The following is an 18557-nucleotide window of genomic DNA, read 5'->3' on the forward strand; positions in this document are numbered from 1 at the left end:
AAAATTAAAGAAAAACTAAGATATTAAGAGAAAATAAAAGATAATAGAGGGAGGTTTTTTATTATTATGACAGAAGAAAGATTAAGAGAGAAACTCAGTAATTATAAAAAAGCTCTTTCACGTTTAGAAGAAGCTCTTAAAGAGGAAAAAGTAAACCAATATGTGTATGATTCTGTTATTAAGCGGTTTGAGTTTACTTATGAACTGGCGTGGAAACTGATGAAAGCATTTATAGAATACAAAGGTGGTAATGATGTTAAATTTCCAAGGGATATCTTTAAAGAGGCATTTGCAACAGGTATAGTTGAGGATGGTGAAGTGTGGCTTTCGATGATAAGAGACAGGAATCTTTCAAGCCATACTTATAATCAAGAAGGAGCGATTGAAATTTACAACCGTATTAAAAATTTCTATTGGGAACATCTTGAGAGTTTGGCAAAAACTATTGAAGGTGGAATTTGATAATGAAATTTGGGCTTAGTGATAAGTTAATTGATTCCCTCAAAGATATATTTAAAAAATATCCGCAAATAAAAAGAGTTGTTATTTATGGTTCTCGTGCAAGAGGAGACTTTAAACCAGCGTCAGATATTGATATAGCAATATTTAGTGAAGAAGACTTAAGCCCTGAGCTTTATTTTGAAGTGGATGAAGCAGTAGGGATTTATAAAGTAGATATTGTTGAAGTTGGAAGATTGCATAATGATAAGCTGCTTGAAAATATTTTAAAAGAGGGTATTGAGATATATAGACAAGAGAGTAGTTAAAGCTGTAAAATTATTTGGTTGGCAAAATATGCAAAGTTTATGGTTTGACGCAGATTTAAAAACAGTTTTTAACCTGTAGCCTTTTCACTTGTATTTTTGTTAATATATAATATTATTATAGGAAATAAAAAGTAGAATAAGGTGATGAAGCTCACCTAATTGCCGTGAAGGCTGATGGCTTCTACGCGCATTCGTAGAAGCCATTTTTGTTTATCTTGACAATAGAAGGAAGGATGGGATTTGCATGAAGTTAGAATTTATTCCATTGTATGAGGTTTTTGAAAAATATAAGGGAGGTTGTCCAATATGCAAGATTATAAAAGACGAAGAAAAAGCCTATTGTGAGCATTTGTTTGAAGATGAGGTTTTAAAAGACCCTGAAATGTATGTCAAAATAAGAGAGACAAATTTCTGCCATTATCATTTGGAATTATTGAATAATTCATATGATAAATTGGGTTTGGCAATTGCATTAAAAGAGAACGTCACTTATAAATTACAGCAAATTACGGAGAAAGGAAAATCTTTAAAGAAAAAAAGATTAGGATTTCTTTTGAAATTACTGATAGTTAAATCTGGCTCTAATGTTTTTAAGTTACGATTTGAATTTTCCCAAAAAGAAAAGGTAGAACGATTAGTTGAACAAATTAATAAAATAGCAAGATATTATAATATTAATAAGTTTCAAAAATGTCAACCGTATTATAAACGGTTGACATTTTATCAAAAAATTTATGTCAAACGGTTGACATATAAAAATTAATCAAGTATAATAAAAGTAAGTTAAAAAGATTTCAAAGAAAGGGGATTGTCATGAAAAGAAAAATTTTATCCATTATGTTGACGTTTGCATTGGTTTTTTCGCTCATGGCAGGCTGTGATACAAAAGGCAGCAATAATGGAGAAAGTAATAGTACTGTCACGGCAACAAAGACTGTAAAAATTACTTTGCTAAATTCTAAGGGGGAAATTCAGGCTCAATTAGAAGAGGCAGCTAAAGTTTTTACAAAAGAAAATCCAAATATTACTGTAGAAGTTATTCCTGCAGCGGCTGGTCAGTCACCTTTTGAAAAGGTTACCGCTATGTATGCATCTGGTAATGCACCGACAATGGCGATGCTGGATCCGGGTGATATAGCAAAATTCAAAGATAAATTTTTAGATCTAAGCGGAGAAAAATGGGTTGAGGATGCGATCGATTGGACTTTAAGTGTAGCCAGAGTAGATGGGAAGGTTATAGCATTCCCATTTGCAGTTGAAGGGTATGGGCTCATTTACAACAAAGCTGTATTAGATAAAGCTTATGGTGGAAACTTTGATCCGAGTTCTATAAGGACGAGAGATGCTTTGGAAGAAGCATTTAAAAAAGTAGAAGCAATTGGTGTCAAAGCTTTAGAAATTTCTCCAATGGATTGGTCTTTAGGCGCACACTTTCTGACAATAGCGTATGCTGCTCAATCGAAAGATCCTGCACAAGTAGCTCAATTTTTATCAGACTTAAAAGCTGGAAAAGTTGATTTGGCAAATAACAAAGTGTTTAATGGTTTAATGGATACTTTTGACATGATGAAAAAGTACAACATAGATAAAAATGATCCATTATCTCCGACTTATGATAGAGGACCAGAGCTTATTGGTAAAGGTGAAGTTGGATTTTGGTTTATGGGAAATTGGGCATGGCCACAGATAAAAGAATTTGATACTGCAAATGAACAATACGGCTTTATACCTGTGCCCATAAGCAATAATCCTGGGGATTATGGCAATTCACAGATAGCTGTAGGCCCATCGAAGTTTATAGGAATAGATAAGACACAGAACAATGCTGTTCAACAGGATGCCGCTAAGAAATTTTTGAATTGGTTAGTTTACAGCCAGACAGGACAGGATGCTCTTGTGAACAAAGCCAATGTTATACCTGCTTTTAAAAATATAACATTAGAGCCACAAGATCCTTTGGCTAAATCTATAGGACAATATATGAAGGAAAGTAATACATTAAAATTAGAGTTTAATACTACATTGCCACCTGACCATTGGTCAAAGTTAGGAGCTTCAATGCAGAAGTATTTGGCAGGCAAAATTGACAGAAAAGGCTTGATTAACGAAATAGAAAATTATTGGAAAAATATTCAATAATATGTAAGGTTTGATTGAATAACGGATAGAATGTTATTGTCTATCCGTTATTCAATATAAAAGTGAAGGAGGATATGAATGTGAATCAAGAAAAAACTTTGTTGGCTAAACTCAAAACGTACTTGATATTTGCAGGACCTACTACCTTTGCTTTTCTCACAGTAATAATACTACCGTTTTTATATGGAATATATTTAACTTTTACTGATTGGAACGGTATTTCTGCTACACATTCTTTTGTAGGTTTTCAAAATTATTTACAAGCATTCAAAGACAAAGTATTTTGGACATCTTTTTTATTGACATTAAAATATGTATTTTTCACAGTAATATTAATTAACGTTATAGCATTTTTCTTAGCATATATGTTGACAAGTGGCGTAAAAGGCCAAAATTTCTTTAGAGCAGGATTTTTTACTCCCAATTTGATAGGCGGGATATTATTAGGCTTTATATGGCAATTTATTTTTTCAAACATTTTAGTATATTTAGGAAAATCATATGATATACCGATTTTGTCAGGTTCTTGGCTGTCAGATCCTGACAAAGCTTTTTGGGCTTTGGTTATTGTGACAGTTTGGCAGTATACTGGTTATATGATGGTGATATATATTTCAGGTTTTATGAATATACCGAGAGATTTGTTAGAGGCGGCAAGTATAGACGGTGCAAATTTTTATCAAAGATTAAAAAATGTAATACTTCCGTTAATGGCGCCTTCTTTTACTATAAGTGTTTTTTTGACTTTACAAAGAGGGTTTATGGTTTACGATATAAACTTGGCTTTGACAAATGGAGGGCCTTACAAAAGCACCGAACTCATATCACTTCATATATATAACACTGCTTTTTTAAGTCAACAGTATGGTATTGGTCAAGCAGAGGCGTTTTTCCTCTTTTTTGTGGTAGCGGCTGTGACGTTGCTTCAAGTGTATTTTAGCAAAAAGCTGGAGGTGGAAAATTGATGGAAAAGAATAATCGCCTACTTAATGGAATAAAATTTTTTGCTTTAAGTATTTTTTTGGTACTTTATATATTTCCATTTTTTATAGTTTTAATTAATTCCTTTAAAGAGAGAAAGGAAATACTAGAAAACCCACTCAAGCTTCCGTCGGTGCTGAATTTAAGCAATTACATTGATGCTTTTACAAAAATGAATTATATGCATGCTTTTTTGAATTCTTTGATTATAACTGCTTTTAGTGTATTTTTGATTACATTGCTGTCATCAATGACTGCTTATATATTTGTGAGAAAAAAGTGGAAGTTCAATCAGTTTATGTTCTTTTTTATGGTGGCGTCTATGATTATTCCTTTCCAAGGGATAATGATACCCCTTGTAAAAATATATGGTTCTATCGGGATGATGAATAGCAAATGGGCATTGATTTATATGTATGTAGGTTTTGGTGCATCTTTGGCTGTATTTATGTATCACGGTTTTATAAAGAGTATACCATTGGAATTAGAAGAAGCTGCTACTATTGATGGATGCAGCCAGCTTCAGACTTTCTTTAAAATTGTTTTTCCGCTTTTAAAGCCAGTAACAACAACAATAGCTATATTGGATATATTATGGATATGGAATGACTTTCTATTGCCATATTTAGTACTTATGGCACCAGAGCAGAGAACTTTACCGCTATCTGTTTTCTATTTTTATGGAACTTACACGATTGAATATGGGCCTGCTATGGCAGCTCTTATGTTAGCTACAATTCCTGTAATAATTGTATATTTACTAATGCAAAAGCAGATTATAGAAGGCGTTTTAAAGGGTTCAATAAAATAAAGGTCTGGAGGTAGTAGAATTGGAACTTAAAAATATAAATGATGCAAATAAGTATATTCAAGCAAATAAGAGTAGATTAAATTTACAGTATAGATTGAAATACCATCTAATGGGTGAATATGGTTGGATTAATGACCCTAATGGATTTATATATTACAAAGGTAATTACCATTTGTTTTATCAGCACAACCCTTATGAAGCAGTTTGGGGTCCAATGCATTGGGGGCATGCGATTAGTAAGGATTTGGTCAAATGGACTTATCTTCCAATAGCGTTAGTGCCGGGAGATGATTTTGACAAAGATGGGTGTTTTTCAGGTAGTGCCATTGAAAAAGATGATATGTTATGTTTACTGTATACTGGACACATATATACAGGACCTGATAAGAGTAAAGATTATAAGCAGGTTCAAAATTTGGCTTACTCGAAAGATGGCATTAATTTCGTAAAATATAGTAAAAATCCTGTAATTGGAGAAAAGCAGATTCCAGAAGAAGCAAGTAAAAAGGATTTTAGAGACCCTAAAGTTTTTAAGAACGGACAGTATTATTACATGATGTTAGGTTCAAATGATGGGAAGGGACATGGGCAGGTATTATTGTATAAATCAACAAATTTAAAATATTGGAATTTTGTAAATATACTTGCGAGAGGGAATGAAAACACAGGTTACAATTGGGAATGTCCTGATTTATTTGAATTACAAGGTAAGTATGTACTGATGGTATCTACAGAACATATAAAGACTAGAGGGAATGATTTTAATGGTACTCACTCATCTATATATTTTATTGGAGATTTAGACATAAACAAAGGGATATTTAAGTTTGATATTGATGGTTATCAACAGATTGACTATGGATTTGACTTTTATGCTCCACAAACTACTAGTGATAAATTCGGAAGAAGGCTTATGGTTGCATGGATGGATATGTGGGGGGAAGTTATGCCAACACAGGAAAGAGGCCATAATTGGGCTGGAGCCATGACATTACCAAGGGAAATTTTAATGGCTAATGGTAAATTATATTTTAGGCCGATTAAAGAAATAGAAAACTACAGAAAAAATCATTATAAGCTTACAAACTTAATGATAGATGGAGAAAAAAAGTTAGACACATATGGTGACTGTTATGAACTTGAAGTTGAGTTTGAGGGGGGTAAAGCAGAGGAATTTGGTTTAAAAATAAGAAAAGGAGACAATGAAGAAACTATTTTATCATATAAAAGAGATGAATCATTATTTATATTTGACCGCAATAAATCAGGTATAGGACCTAAAGGAGAAAGGAAAATAAATGTAGCTTTAAAAAATAATAAACTTAAACTCAGAGTATTTGTAGATGTAAGTTCGGTTGAGATATTTATTAATGATGGGGAAAAGGTAATGAGTGGAAGGATATATCCTAGCAAAGATTCGGTAAATATATCTGTATATTCCAAAGGGGAATGCAAAATTAATTATTTAAATAAATGGGATATTATTGTAGATTAAATTTATTGATAAATTTAAAGTGGGCGTTACCACAGTGTAAAATAAAATCTGTGTGGGGTGATTATAATGTATGATGTTATAGCTTTAGGTGAGTTGCTGATTGATTTTACTCCTGCAGGGTTTTCTGATAATGGAAATACACTATTTGAAATGAATCCTGGGGGAGCACCTGCAAATGTGTTAACTGCTGTTACAAAATTAGGAGGAAAAGGTGCTTTTATAGGTAAAGTAGGTGATGACCAATTTGGATATTTTTTAAAAAAAGTACTTGAAAATAATCAAATTAACACAGATGGTTTAAAATTTACTAAAAAAGCAAATACAACTCTTGCTTTTGTACATCTTGATGACAAAGGAGACAGAAGTTTTACTTTTTATCGAAATCCGGGAGCTGACACAATGTTGGAAGAAGAGGATATTGAACTGGATTTAATAGAGAAAGGAAAAATATTTCATTTTGGGTCTTTATCTATGACAGAGGAACCCTCAAAAAGTGCCACATTGAAAGCTGTTGAATATGCAAAACAAAATAAAAAAATTATTTCATATGACCCTAATTGGAGACCACCTTTATGGAAAAATGAAACTGTTGCGAAAAAAGAAATGGCTTTGGGATTACAATATGCAGATATAGTGAAATTATCTGAAGAAGAGCTACAATTTCTAACTGGAGAATCAAACTTGGAATATGGCAGCAAAATATTATTTGATATGGGGATAAAACTAGTTTTAGTAACTTTAGGAGCAAAAGGTTGTTATTATAGACATACATCGGGCACAGGACATATACCTGCATATCGTGTAAATGTGGTAGATACAACAGGAGCTGGAGATGCATTTTTAGGAGGAGTTCTTTATAATATATCAAAAATAGATTATCCCCTAGATAAATTAAAAACTCAAGAACTCGAAAAAATTATTGACTTTGCTAATGCTACCGGTGGACTATGCACAACTAAAAGAGGAGCAATTCCTGCAATGCCAACATTAGAAGAAGTAAAATATTTACTAGTACATGGTGTAAAATCGTTGTAAAATATGCCATTAGTCCATATAAAAATTTTGTAGGCTAAATTAAGCGAAAGAAAAGCGATTTTAATACACTTACTGTCTCAAAGAAAACTTTAATTGTAATGACGATAAAGGTATAATAGAAGAGGAGATAAAAAGTAGTAATAGAAGGTGATAGACATGCCAACTATAAAAGACGTAGCGAAAAAAGCAGGAGTTACTGTTACGACTGTATCAAGGGTCTTAAATAACAGAGGTTATATAAGCGAGGTAACGAGAAAAAAAGTCTATGAGGCGATGAAAGAATTAAATTACCAGCCTAACGAATTAGCAAGGTCCTTATACAGAAAAAAATCCTATTTAATAGGTTTATTAATTCCTAATGTATCACATCCTTTTTTTGCAGAATTGACCGGTTATATAGAATATTATGCTTATCAAGAAGGTTATAAAATTTTGTTGTGCAATTCTGGGCAAGATAGTAGCAAAGAAAAAGGATATATAGATATGCTGAAAAGACATCAAGTTGATGGTATAATTATTGGCAGTCATACCTTAGAAGCAGAGCAATATTTAAATGTGAAACTTCCTATAGTGGCAATTGATAGATATTATTCCAATATACCTTATGTAGCTTCAGACAATTATAAAGGTGGAATTTTGGCTACAAAACTTTTGATACAAAAGGGATGTAAAAAAATCGCTCACATAAGCGGACCATTGATTTTGAATACACCGGCTAATAACCGTTATAAAGCGTTTAAAGAGGTAGCAACACAAGAGAATGTTGAGTATTTTGTTGTAGAAACAAAGTTAAATAGATTTGAAATAGAAGAATATAAAAAAATAGTAAGAGGCCTTTTTAAAGAACATCCAGACATTGATGGTATATTTGCCAGCAGTGACTTAATCGCTGCTTCTGTAATAAGTGTGGCTAAAGAGTTAAATAAAAAAATACCTCAAGATTTGAAAATTGTAGGTTATGATGATATAAATGTTGCTAATTTGGTAGTTCCCTCTTTAACAACCGTAAGACAACCAATTAAAGAAATAGCAAGAAAAGCTATTGAACTGATATTACGCCAAATAGATGGTGAAAAGGTGGAAAAAGAAAATATTTTGCCTATAACTCTGATAGAGAGGGAGACTACGTAATTTTGACCTCTCTTGACTTTTTTATTCAATTAAATGTATAATTTTATGTGCTGGCCTAAATATTGGCTTAAATGGAATATACCCCTGTATGGTATTTTGAAGGTGTAAAAAACTTGTAGCAATACTAGTATGGGGGTGAGAAGATGGAAAATCTACAAGATATAGCACACCAAATCTACCAAAAAACAGGGGTTATGACTTCCTCAAAAGATGTAGAAAAAATATTGTCAGCTGCTGCAGCAACTCCGCATTTTTGGGAGATTATATCCTTATCTCAAAAACCTTTTTCAGTTGTAGCAGAAATAATTGAGTTACTACGTCAAAGAAATTTGTTGAAAGTTGAGAAAAATGGAGATATAAAATTTAATTCTAAAGGTTTAGAATATCTTGGGAGTCTTAAAATAGCTCCAAAAAGAACATATACTTGTCACGCGTGTGAAGGACGAGGGATAAACTTTTCTAAATTAGAAGACTTGATCAAAAAATTTGACCAAGTGACAGTAAATCGCCCAAAAGCTATTAGTGATTATGACCAAGGTTTTGTTACGACACAAACAGTGGTGGGCAGAATAGCTCTCATGGCTGAAAGAGGAGATTTAGAGGGGAAAAAGCTTTTAGTTTTAGGTGATGATGACCTTGTAAGTATAGCAGCAGGACTTTCAGGTATGCCAACGGAAATTGTTGTGATGGAAATAGACGATAGACTAGTGGAATACATCAATGAGGTGGCAAATAAATATAATCTGCCTATAAAAGCTATGAAATACGATTTTAGAGACAAACTACCAGAGGAATATGTAGGGTATTTTGATACTTTTATTACTGACCCGCCAGAGACTATAGAAGCTTTGGAAATTTGCATAGGAAGAGGAATTTCTGCTCTTTCCAAAGAAGGGTGTGCGGGGTATTTTGGACTGACGTTGATAGAGGCCTCATTGGAAAAGTGGAATGTTTTCCAGCAAATTTTAGCAAGTAAATTTAAAGTGGTAGTGACAGATATTATCCATAACTTTAATCATTATGTAAATTGGGACTATCTTTTAAATACAGTAGGTAAACAATATGAATTTGTGCAAGTAGAGCCAAAACTTAATTGGTACAGGTCTTCTATGTATCGTATAGAGACCTTAAAAGATTCAAAAGGAATTGAAAATGAATATAAACCTTGTGAATTATACGTAGACGAAGAGGCTTTAATTTACAAAGGAGACAAAGCATAGGCTTCCACACTAATGTGGAGGCCTATATTTATTATTCAGTACAAGCACAAGACAAACTATAAAATCATATATAAGAATGAGTATATAAAATTTTATGAAAAGAGTGATCGCTATGAAAGAAGAAAAAGAAGGATTAAATGCTTATTTGCTTGTAATTATACTTTCGTTGATTCTCTATTTTGGTTTGGTTATGCAAGACCTGAAGAGCCAGCGATAATAATTTTTCCACTGCCAATAAGATGACATAAAAGTTATAGGGGGAGAAAATACATGTTTTCATCGGATAATTTAGAATCCCAATTGAAAGATTTGCTATTAAAGCTAGGATTAAAGGAAAATAGCGAAGGGGATGGTCAAAAAGGAAATAAGGAGGAGGATAAAAACGAAGAAGGTGGAGAACATCCTGATGTAGATGGAGGGAATGGTGATAAAGGGAATGGGGAAAATGGTGAAAAAGATAACACAGGTGGAAAAGGAGGAGATGAAAAAAAGAAGGGAGTCTTAACCCCTTCACAGATAATGGTTATTTTAGGTATACTTAGCGGAGCTTTGGAACCTATCTCAATAATTGTGGATAGAAATCAAAATGTGCAAATTGTTTTATCAGGTACATTGATAGAAAAAATAGAATCAAAAGAGGATACGCAACCCAAAGAAGGGGATTTTTTAGACAACGTAATAAAAGCTTTGCTTTAAAAAACATAGCTCAAATGTCATTTTTTAGCGCTTATTACTATGAAGGAGCCTTTGCCAAAGCCATATCTTACAGGTTCTTTTTCTTTTATTTCATCAAGTTTTTTAAAAATGGTCTGTGAGAAATTGAAATTTTTGAAACCTGCCTCGTAAAGTAACTCAACTATTTCGCATCATATGACCGAAATGTAATGCATCTACATCTTGTAGTTTTTCCTTAGTATACAGATTAAAGGATTTAAAAATTCCACAATAAAAAATTTTTTGGGTAAAATATTATTGACATAAGTCCAAAACGGTGATATTATATAACTAGGTAATGGTCATATGACCAAAATAAAAAAGAGGAGGGATTGATATGCCAAGAGGAGATGGAACAGGTCCAATGGGATTAGGCCCAAGAACAGGAAGAGGCTTAGGATATTGTTCAGGATATAATGTACCTGGTTATTTAAATCCTGTAGGAGCATACTGGGGATTTGGCAGAGGCTTCGGTTGGTTCGGCAGAGGAAGAGGATTTAGACATATGTACTATTTAACAGGACTTCCTGGTTGGGCAAGAGGATGGTATGGTTATGGGTATCCTCAATATCCTGGCTACAATATAAATGAAAAAGATGTTTTAAGTGCTGAAGCAAAATATTTGGAAGACCAATTAAAATATATAAAAGAAAGATTGGACCAATTAGAGAAAAAAGACGATAAAAAAGAGGAATAATTAGTTTTAAAAGTCGCAGTCACGCAAGTGGCTGCTTATTTTTATGCTTTAATTTGATATAATTTGGCTAAAGTGTTATAGTAAAACAGATTAAGTGCGCTTTTTGTTTAATAAATTTATTGACATATGACAAAAATAATAATATATTAATAAATGTAAGTAACATATGTCAATAATGAAATGGAGGATGCAATATGAAAATAGCTATTTCCTCAGAAGGAAAAACTCTTGAAGCTAAGGTGGATTCAAGATTTGGACGAGCTCAATATTTTATTATAGTTGATAGTGAGACGATGGATTATAAAGTTATTGACAACGCTGCAGTAGCCCAAAGCAGTGGTGCGGGCACTAAAGCGGCACAGACTCTTATAGATGAAGACGTGCAAGTTCTCATCTCAAGCAATGTAGGACCAAATGCTATGGAAGTATTTAAAGCAGCAGAAATTCCAGTTTATAAAGCAATAGAAGGAGATGTAAAAACAAACATAGAGCTTTTTAAAAATGGAAGCCTTGAAAAGATAACAGAAGCGACAAATCAAGGACATCACCATCATTAAAAGGAGCATTGAAGATGAGAAGAGTCAAGATTTCTGTATTGAGTGGTAAAGGTGGGACAGGGAAAACAACCGTTTCTGTCAACCTTGCGAAAACTTTTAATAATAGCGTGTATGTTGATTGCGATGTAGAAGAGCCCAACGGCTATTTATTTTTAAATCCTCAAATAGAAGATGAAAAAACGGTTGAAGTCATAATACCTGAAATAAACTCCGACAAATGCACATTATGTGGTGAGTGTGTAAAAGCCTGCAGATTTGGAGCTTTGACAAAATTAATCAAAAAAATTCTCGTGTTTGACCACTTATGTCATTCCTGTGAAGCTTGTTTTGAGATGTGTCCTTATGATGCCATAGTAGAAAAATATAAACCTATTGGTACGATAAGAAAAGGCAAAGCCCAAAGCGTAGATTTTATAGACGGAAAATTAAATTATGGTGAGGCCACTGGAGTGCCTATTTTAAAAGAGATTAATAAATTAATTGAGAATGTAGATAGACCTGTAATAGTGGATAGCCCGCCAGGGACTTCCTGCCCAGTTATACATTCTATTGAAGGAAGCGATTTGTGTATTCTGGTTACAGAACCTACTCCTTATGGCTTGCACGACTTTGGCTTAGCGGTGCAGCTTGTAAAACAGATGGGCATTCCTATGGCTGCTGTTATTAATAAATCTGGGGAAGGAGACAATATTATCGAGGAATACTGCGAAAAAGAAGGGATAAAAGTTTTAGCGAAGATTCCTTTTAAAAAAGAGTTTGCAGAGGCCTATTCAAAAGGGAAATTATTGATTGAGGTTGATGAAGAGGTAAAAGAAATATTTGAGAAGTTGACAACTGATGCATTGGAGTTGATAAAAAAATGAAGCAGTTGGCAATTTTAAGCGGAAAAGGTGGTACAGGGAAGACTACAGTTGCCGCTACTTTGAGCACCATTGTTAAAAATAAGATTATGGCGGATTGTGACGTAGAAGCTCCTAACCTAAATATAGTTTTACAAGGAGAAATAATAGAAAAACAAGACTTTTACGGCAAAGAGACAGCAGTAATTGACAAAGACAAATGTATTGAATGTGGACTTTGCGAAGAACTTTGTAGGTTTGGCGCTATTTCAAATTTTGAGGTAAATCCTTATTATTGTGAAGGTTGTGGCCTTTGCATGTATAAATGCCCTGTTGAAGCGATTAAATTGGTAGAGGAAAAAACAGGCCATGTGATATATGCCAAGACAAAGTCGGGAGAAAAAGTAGTATATGCAGAGCTTTTTCCTGGAGCAGATGGTTCAGGGAAATTGGTGACAGAGGTGAGAAAGAAGGCGAAGGAAGTAAGTGATGAGAGCGATGAGTATTTGATAATTGATGGCACTCCAGGGATAGGGTGTCCTGTCCTTGCTTCTGCTACGGGTGTTGATTTAGTATTAATTGTTACGGAACCTACACTTTCTGGTTTTGCTGATATGAAGAGAGTATTGTCAGCGATAGAAAGCTTTAAAGTTCCTTCCGTGGTGTGTGTCAATAAATGGGATTTAAATAAAGAAGTATCACAACAAATAGAAAAATATTGTGAGGAAAACAAAATTGTGGTTGTTGGGAAAATAGATTTTGATGAAACAGTTGTAAAAGCTTTAAAAAATTTACAAAGCTTAAGTAGTTATCCTGACAGCACTGCTTACCAGCAAATTTATAAAATGTGGTACATCATCTCCTACATATTTTCTTCTAACTCTATCTGCAGCTTGATAAAGCTTGGAAGGATCTTTCAATGCTAATAGCATTACGATTTCTTCTTTCTCAATGTCATGCTGCGTCTCTAATTTTTCAATTAATACATCGTTATCTTTTTCATTTATCATGAATATCACTCTCGCTTTCCTTAATTAGTATAAGTAATTGTTAATAAAAAATCAATAAAATTGGTAAATTATTTTCTTAACAAATTTTTGACGTTTTATTGACGTACATTTATAATAATCCTATAATTTATGTAGGGGCACCCACGAGGGGAGGGGTAGTTTTTAACAAAATACAAGATATAGGAGGTAATAGAAGTGATAGAAACTGATGTTTTGGTCATTGGAGGAAGTGCAGGTGGTATTTTAACCGCTTTATCCGCTAAAAAAACCTACAGAGATAAGAAGGTTACTGTTGTAAGAATGACAGAGAAAGTCATGGTTCCTTGCGGTATTCCGTACATTTTTGGAACATTAAAAGACACTTCTAAAAATGTTATAGCTGATACAATGCTTACCAATGCCGGTATTGATATAATAATGGATGAAGTTGTTTCAATTGATAGGGAAAACAAAAAAGTTAATGCAAAAAAGAGTGGAGAAATTTCCTACAAAAAACTAATTTTAGCGACAGGTTCTTTGCCAATAGTTCCTACTTTTATACCAGGGCATGACTTAGAGAATGTATTGACAATAAAAAAAGACGAAGAATACTTAAAATTTGTTCAGCAAAAGATTAACGAGGCTCAGGATATTGTAGTAATTGGTGGTGGATTTATTGGTGTTGAAATGGCAGAGCAGGTGCAACTTCTTGGCAAAAATGTAACAATAATTGAGGTTGCTGACAAGCTTTTATGGCAAGCCTTTGACCCTGAATATAGTGATATGGTGGAGGCTACATTAAAAGATCACGGTATAACAGTAAAAACAAACACAAAAGTTACAAAACTTGTAGGAGATACTAAAGTAAAAGAAGTAGAATTGGATACAGGAGAAAAGATAAAAGCTGATGTTGTGATATTAGCTATGGGCGTAAAACCAAATACTAAGTTGGCAGAAGAAGCAGGTATAAAACTCAATGAAAGAGGAGCAATTGTAGTTGATGAGTACATGAGAACTAACGATCCAGATATATTTGCTGTGGGTGACTGTGCAGAAAAGAAGTGTTTCTTTACAAGAAAGAATGTTCCTATACTTCTTGCCTCTACTGCGGCTAATGAGGCAAAAATTGCAGGTGTAAATGTATTTCAATTAAGATTGGTTAGGGAAAATAAAGGTACAATAAGTGCTTTTTCTACAAAGATATACAATACTGCTTTTGCTGCTGCAGGTCTTACAGAAACGCAAGCAAAAGCTGAAGGCTTTGATATAGTGGTTGGAAAGTTTAACACAATGGACAAACACCCTGGAACTTTGCCTAATGCAAAAAATGTAAATATAAAATTGATTTTCTCAAGATATTCTGGAGTCATATTAGGAGCTCAAATAGCAGGAGGAGAAAATGTTGGTGAAATGATTAATATTTTAAGTCTTGCAATACAAAAAGGAACAACAGCGTCAGAATTAAATACCTTCCAAGTGGCGACACATCCACTACTCACATCTTCTCCTGTGTCATACCCAATAAATTCAGCTGCTTTAGATGCTATGTCAAAAATATAAAGAATTTTAAACAGACCAGATTTGGTCTGTTTTTTTAACGCCTATTGTTTTCTCTTTTTTTTCGTGTTATAATTTTTAAAAAAGTAACACTATATTATAGATGGAAAAACAATAGTAAAAGTTCAATAATGGAGGGGTAATTAGTGTCAAAACAATTAAAAAAATTTAATGGAATAGTTGCTATTTTGTTAGTGATTGTCATTTCTTTGACAGCTTGTAGTAAAGCTTCACAAAATCAATCTCAAACTTCTCAAACTTCCAAGGAAACAGTTCAAACAGTTACAGATTTAGTTGGAAGACAGGTAGAGATAAAGACCCCAGTACATAAAGTTGTAGGGATAGGTCCAGGAGCTTTAAGACTTATAACCTATATAGATGGGATTGATAGAGTCGCAGGAGTAGAAAATATAGAGAAAAAACTTGTAGATGGTAGAACCTACAATATGATTTTTCAAGAGAAATTAGCTCAACTTCCTACTATTGGACAAGGTGGTCCTGATTCTACAGCAGATGCAGAGAAATTAGTTGAAGTAAATCCTGACGTTATTTTTGTGATATCTTTGCTCGACAAAGCCAAAGCTGATGACTTGCAGGCCAAAACAGGAATTCCTGTGGTAGTTTTAAGCTATGGCAAACTCGGGACTTTTGAAGAGGATGTATATACCTCATTAGAGATTATAGGAAAGATTATGGGAAAAGAGGATAGAGCTAAAGAAGTAGTTGACTACATCAAAGGAATTCAAAAAGATTTACAGGACAGGACAAAGGATATACCAGAGGATAAAAAGCCAACCGTTTATATAGGTGCACTAGGATTTAAAGGTGCACACGGTATAGAGAGTACACAAGGGAATTATCCGCCTTTTATGGCTGTAAATGCAAAAAATGTAGCTGATACTTTAGGACAAAAAGGAAGTATCATGATAGAAAGAGAAAAATTATTAGATTGGAATCCTGATATAATATTCATTGATGAAGGAAATTTTGACTTGGTAAAACAGGATTATCAGAAGAATCCGGACTTTTATAAAAACTTAAAGGCAGTAAAAAATGACAATGTTTATGGGATTTTACCTTACAATCAGTATAATACAAATATTGATACAGCTTTAGCAGATTCTTATTGGGTAGGGAAAGTCCTTTATCCTGAACAATTTAAAGATATTGACCCTGCAGAAAAGGCTAAGGAAATTTACACTTTATTCTTTGGAGAAGCTGGAAAAGGTGTTTATGACAAGATGAAAGAAGTGTACGGTGGCTTTGAAAAAATTAAGTTTTAGTGGATAATAAAATTCCCCCACTAAAAGTGGGGGGAATTACAAAGATAAGGGGATGAAGCCTTGAGACAGTCCTTTATATATACTGTACCGGATAGCTACAATAAATACATAAAAAGAAAAATATTGATTATATCTTTGATAGCTTTGGCTACGCTTGTACTTGCAATATATGCTATAAATGCAGGTTCTGCTGGTATTAGTACTTATGATGTCATAAAAGCATTATTAGGTAAGGGAGAAAAAAGATTTCATATCATAGTTTGGAACATTAGGTTCCCAAGAATTTTATCAGCAATTGTGGCGGGAATTGGTTTATCTGTTGCAGGATGTGTAACCCAAAGCATTCTGAGAAACCCCCTAGCTTCTCCTTTTACTTTAGGTATTTCACAAGGGGCTGCTTTTGGAGCGGCAGTAGCTATCATTGTATTTGGAGCGGGTAGTACTACAAACCCTGATTCAGTGATTGTAAATAATCCATATTTAGTAGTCTTTTTTGCTTTTTTGGGTTCTATGGGTTCGACAATAGTCGTATTGATGTTGGCAAAAAGTTTTAGAGTAACTCCTGAGGCTATGGTTTTGGCAGGAGTAGCTTTAGGGTCTTTGTTTTCAGCTGTTACTATGATTTTGCAGTATTTTGCTGATGATGTAAAAGTGGCTTCTGTAGTTTTTTGGACTTTTGGAGATATAGGAAGGGCATCATGGAAGGATTTAGGTATAATGTCTGTAGTTGTAGGCATTTCTCTGATATATTTTATGTTTAACAGATGGAACTATAATGCTTTAGACAGTGGAGAAGAAACGGCAAAAGGCCTTGGAGTTGACGTGGAAAGAGTAAGATTATTGGGCATGTTTGTCTCTTCTTTAATTGCTGCCGTTATTACCTCCTTTGTAGGAATTATAGGCTTTATTGGACTTGTTGGGCCTCACATAATGAGGAGATTAATTGGAGGAGACCATAGATTTTTAATTCCTGCTTCTTCTGTAATGGGAGGTTTAATACTTTTAGCATCAGACACTTTAGGCAGAACTATTATTTCTCCGGTAGTGTTACCTGTGGGAGCTATAACCTCCTTTTTGGGAGCACCGATTTTCCTCTATGTGCTTTCAAGGGGGTATAAGAGATGATTTTGGATATAGATGGTATTGAATTCAGCTATACCAGTGTACCTGTTTTAAAAGATGTTAAATTTACTCTTCAAAGAGGAGAATTCCTTTCTATCTTAGGAAACAATGGGGCTGGTAAGTCTACTCTTTTGAAGTGTATAAATAAAATTTTAAAGCCTCACAAAGGGACGATATATATCGAAAAAGATGAAATTTCAAAATTAAGTAGAATAGAAGTAGCTAAAAGGATAGGTTATGTGGCTCAAAGGAATGAGAATGGTCGATTTACTGTATTTGATGCGGTACTTTTAGGAAGAAAACCTCATATAAAGTGGGATGTGACTGAAAGGGATATAAAGATTGTAAATGAGGTATTAAAAAAATTTGACTTAGAAAAGTTATCACTGCGTTATTTAAGTGAGTTAAGTGGAGGAGAATTGCAAAAAGTGGTCATAGCAAGGGCATTGGCACAGCAACCTATTGTAATGCTTTTGGATGAGCCGACAAATAATTTGGATTTAAAAAACCAAATCGAGGTTTTAAGAATTGTGAAAGAGACAGTGAAAGAGCAAAATATAGCAGCAATTGTTATAATCCATGATTTGAATTTGGCACTTAGATTTTCTGATAAATTTTTACTTTTAAAAGATAACACCATTTTTGCCTATGGTGGAATGGAAGTCATGACGGAAGAAAATATAAAAGCTGTTTATGGTATACCTGTTGCAGTGGAAAAATACCGTAATATACCAATAGTTATACCACTCTAAATTGTAGAAAGGGGTAGTTTAGCTTGGATTTAATACCAATAGGAATTATTCGCAGTCCTTATAAAAAAAGAGGAGATGCGCCAAAGCAAGGGAGAATGTCTGATAAAGAAGCAGTTTTAGAAATATATCCGGAATTTGTAGATGGGCTTTGTGATATTGAGAGCAAAAAGCACATAATTGTGCTTTATTGGTGCCATTTAGGAAAACGGGATGTTTTAAAGACAGTCACACCTTGGGGACCAGAGGTAAAAGGAGTGTTTGCTACACGGTCTCCTTCACGGCCAAATCCTATAGCTTTTTGTGTTGCTGACGTTATAAAAGTTGAAGGAAATAAACTCTATGTAAAAGGAGTAGATGCCTTAGATGGGAGTCCTATACTTGATATAAAACCTTATGTTTATGAACTTGACAGTATAAAAGGTCCTGAGGATACGTTGTAGTATACATACTTATGTCTAATATATTGAC

At 33.7% G+C, this 18557-nt stretch carries 21 protein-coding genes, 2 pseudogenes and 1 riboswitch; of the genes and pseudogenes, 21 read left to right on the forward strand and 2 right to left on the reverse strand.

Annotated features, from left to right (window positions below; all coding sequences use genetic code 11):
- The first annotated feature begins 66 nt into the window (after positions 1-66).
- The 12 genes from I4N53_RS04945 (at position 67) to I4N53_RS04995 (ending at position 10275) form a co-directional block, all read left to right on the forward strand.
- Positions 67-462: a nucleotidyltransferase substrate binding protein gene (locus I4N53_RS04945; RefSeq protein WP_013150616.1), complete on the forward strand. Its 396-nt coding sequence runs from the start codon at positions 67-69 to the stop codon at positions 460-462.
- Between the two features lie 2 nt (positions 463-464).
- The gene (locus I4N53_RS04950; RefSeq protein WP_214495740.1) at positions 465-767 is read left to right on the forward strand and encodes a nucleotidyltransferase family protein; all 303 of its coding nucleotides are present in this window, start codon (positions 465-467) and stop codon (positions 765-767) included.
- Between the two features lie 131 nt (positions 768-898).
- A riboswitch (Fluoride riboswitch) is annotated at positions 899-958 on the forward strand.
- A 53-nt stretch (positions 959-1011) separates the two neighbouring features.
- Positions 1012-1530: a DUF6062 family protein gene (locus tag I4N53_RS12335; protein ID WP_255549713.1), complete on the forward strand. Its 519-nt coding sequence runs from the start codon at positions 1012-1014 to the stop codon at positions 1528-1530.
- Positions 1531-1580: 50 nt separating this feature from the next.
- Positions 1581-2906: an ABC transporter substrate-binding protein gene (locus I4N53_RS04960; RefSeq protein ID WP_214495741.1), complete on the forward strand. Its 1326-nt coding sequence runs from the start codon at positions 1581-1583 to the stop codon at positions 2904-2906.
- Between the two features lie 80 nt (positions 2907-2986).
- On the forward strand, positions 2987-3871 hold the full coding sequence (locus tag I4N53_RS04965; RefSeq protein ID WP_029688262.1) for a carbohydrate ABC transporter permease: 885 nt from the start codon (positions 2987-2989) through the stop codon (positions 3869-3871).
- Entirely contained in the window at positions 3871-4698 is an 828-nt protein-coding gene (locus I4N53_RS04970; protein WP_012269102.1) for a carbohydrate ABC transporter permease, read from the forward strand. Before I4N53_RS04965 ends, I4N53_RS04970 begins: the two co-directional genes overlap by 1 nt.
- 19 nt (positions 4699-4717) lie before the next feature.
- Positions 4718-6193: a glycoside hydrolase family 32 protein gene (locus I4N53_RS04975; protein ID WP_214495742.1), complete on the forward strand. Its 1476-nt coding sequence runs from the start codon at positions 4718-4720 to the stop codon at positions 6191-6193.
- 66 nt (positions 6194-6259) lie between these two features.
- The gene (locus I4N53_RS04980; RefSeq protein WP_214495743.1) at positions 6260-7228 is read left to right on the forward strand and encodes a carbohydrate kinase; all 969 of its coding nucleotides are present in this window, start codon (positions 6260-6262) and stop codon (positions 7226-7228) included.
- Between the two features lie 156 nt (positions 7229-7384).
- A complete protein-coding gene (locus I4N53_RS04985) occupies positions 7385-8359 on the forward strand; it encodes a LacI family DNA-binding transcriptional regulator (protein ID WP_003868037.1) in 975 nt (324 codons plus the stop codon).
- Positions 8360-8502: 143 nt separating this feature from the next.
- Positions 8503-9579: a bis-aminopropyl spermidine synthase family protein gene (locus I4N53_RS04990; protein ID WP_214495744.1), complete on the forward strand. Its 1077-nt coding sequence runs from the start codon at positions 8503-8505 to the stop codon at positions 9577-9579.
- A gap of 94 nt (positions 9580-9673) precedes the next feature.
- Complete coding sequence (locus I4N53_RS12340; protein WP_255549714.1) at positions 9674-9796, forward strand: hypothetical protein; 123 nt, start codon at positions 9674-9676, stop codon at positions 9794-9796.
- Between the two features lie 53 nt (positions 9797-9849).
- The gene (locus I4N53_RS04995; RefSeq protein WP_009052722.1) at positions 9850-10275 is read left to right on the forward strand and encodes a hypothetical protein; all 426 of its coding nucleotides are present in this window, start codon (positions 9850-9852) and stop codon (positions 10273-10275) included.
- A gap of 17 nt (positions 10276-10292) precedes the next feature.
- Here I4N53_RS04995 and I4N53_RS12650 read toward each other — a convergent pair.
- A pseudogene (locus I4N53_RS12650) lies at positions 10293-10442 on the reverse strand (SAM-dependent methyltransferase); the annotation flags it as partial.
- Between the two features lie 188 nt (positions 10443-10630).
- Here I4N53_RS12650 and I4N53_RS05000 point away from each other — a divergent pair.
- The 4 genes from I4N53_RS05000 (at position 10631) to I4N53_RS05015 (ending at position 13312) form a co-directional block, all read left to right on the forward strand.
- A complete protein-coding gene (locus tag I4N53_RS05000) occupies positions 10631-10990 on the forward strand; it encodes a DUF5320 domain-containing protein (RefSeq protein ID WP_003870834.1) in 360 nt (119 codons plus the stop codon).
- Between the two features lie 194 nt (positions 10991-11184).
- Entirely contained in the window at positions 11185-11547 is a 363-nt protein-coding gene (locus I4N53_RS05005) for a NifB/NifX family molybdenum-iron cluster-binding protein (protein ID WP_214495745.1), read from the forward strand.
- 14 nt (positions 11548-11561) lie between these two features.
- Positions 11562-12410, forward strand: a complete 849-nt coding sequence (locus I4N53_RS05010) for an ATP-binding protein (protein WP_012995650.1) — start codon at positions 11562-11564, stop codon at positions 12408-12410.
- Complete coding sequence (locus I4N53_RS05015) at positions 12407-13312, forward strand: ATP-binding protein (protein WP_255549715.1); 906 nt, start codon at positions 12407-12409, stop codon at positions 13310-13312. The genes I4N53_RS05010 and I4N53_RS05015 overlap by 4 nt, the downstream gene beginning before the upstream one ends.
- Here the strand turns inward: I4N53_RS05015 and I4N53_RS12345 are convergent.
- Positions 13238-13396, reverse strand: a pseudogene (locus I4N53_RS12345) ([FeFe] hydrogenase H-cluster radical SAM maturase HydE); the annotation flags it as partial. The gene I4N53_RS05015 and the pseudogene I4N53_RS12345 sit on opposite strands and share 75 nt — an antisense overlap.
- A gap of 198 nt (positions 13397-13594) precedes the next feature.
- Here I4N53_RS12345 and I4N53_RS05020 point away from each other — a divergent pair.
- The 5 genes from I4N53_RS05020 to tsaA all read left to right on the forward strand — a co-directional run bounded on the left by I4N53_RS05020 (position 13595) and on the right by tsaA (position 18529).
- Complete coding sequence (locus I4N53_RS05020; protein WP_214495798.1) at positions 13595-14935, forward strand: FAD-dependent oxidoreductase; 1341 nt, start codon at positions 13595-13597, stop codon at positions 14933-14935.
- Positions 14936-15078: 143 nt separating this feature from the next.
- Positions 15079-16215 (forward strand): ABC transporter substrate-binding protein, encoded by a 1137-nt coding sequence (locus tag I4N53_RS05025; RefSeq protein WP_214495746.1) that lies wholly within the window; start codon positions 15079-15081, stop codon positions 16213-16215.
- Between the two features lie 60 nt (positions 16216-16275).
- Positions 16276-17340, forward strand: a complete 1065-nt coding sequence (locus tag I4N53_RS05030; protein WP_214495747.1) for an iron ABC transporter permease — start codon at positions 16276-16278, stop codon at positions 17338-17340.
- Positions 17337-18089 carry an ABC transporter ATP-binding protein gene (locus I4N53_RS05035; RefSeq protein WP_214495748.1) on the forward strand — a complete coding sequence of 251 codons (753 nt, stop codon included), beginning with the start codon at positions 17337-17339 and terminating at the stop codon, positions 18087-18089. The genes I4N53_RS05030 and I4N53_RS05035 overlap by 4 nt, the downstream gene beginning before the upstream one ends.
- A 23-nt stretch (positions 18090-18112) precedes the next feature.
- Complete coding sequence (gene tsaA, locus I4N53_RS05040) at positions 18113-18529, forward strand: tRNA (N6-threonylcarbamoyladenosine(37)-N6)-methyltransferase TrmO (protein WP_013150602.1); 417 nt, start codon at positions 18113-18115, stop codon at positions 18527-18529.
- The last annotated feature ends 28 nt before the right edge of the window (positions 18530-18557 follow it).

Origin of the sequence: Thermoanaerobacter sp. CM-CNRG TB177, from assembly GCF_018588165.1 — a bacterium.
GTDB classification, from domain to species: domain Bacteria; phylum Bacillota; class Thermoanaerobacteria; order Thermoanaerobacterales; family Thermoanaerobacteraceae; genus Thermoanaerobacter; species Thermoanaerobacter thermocopriae.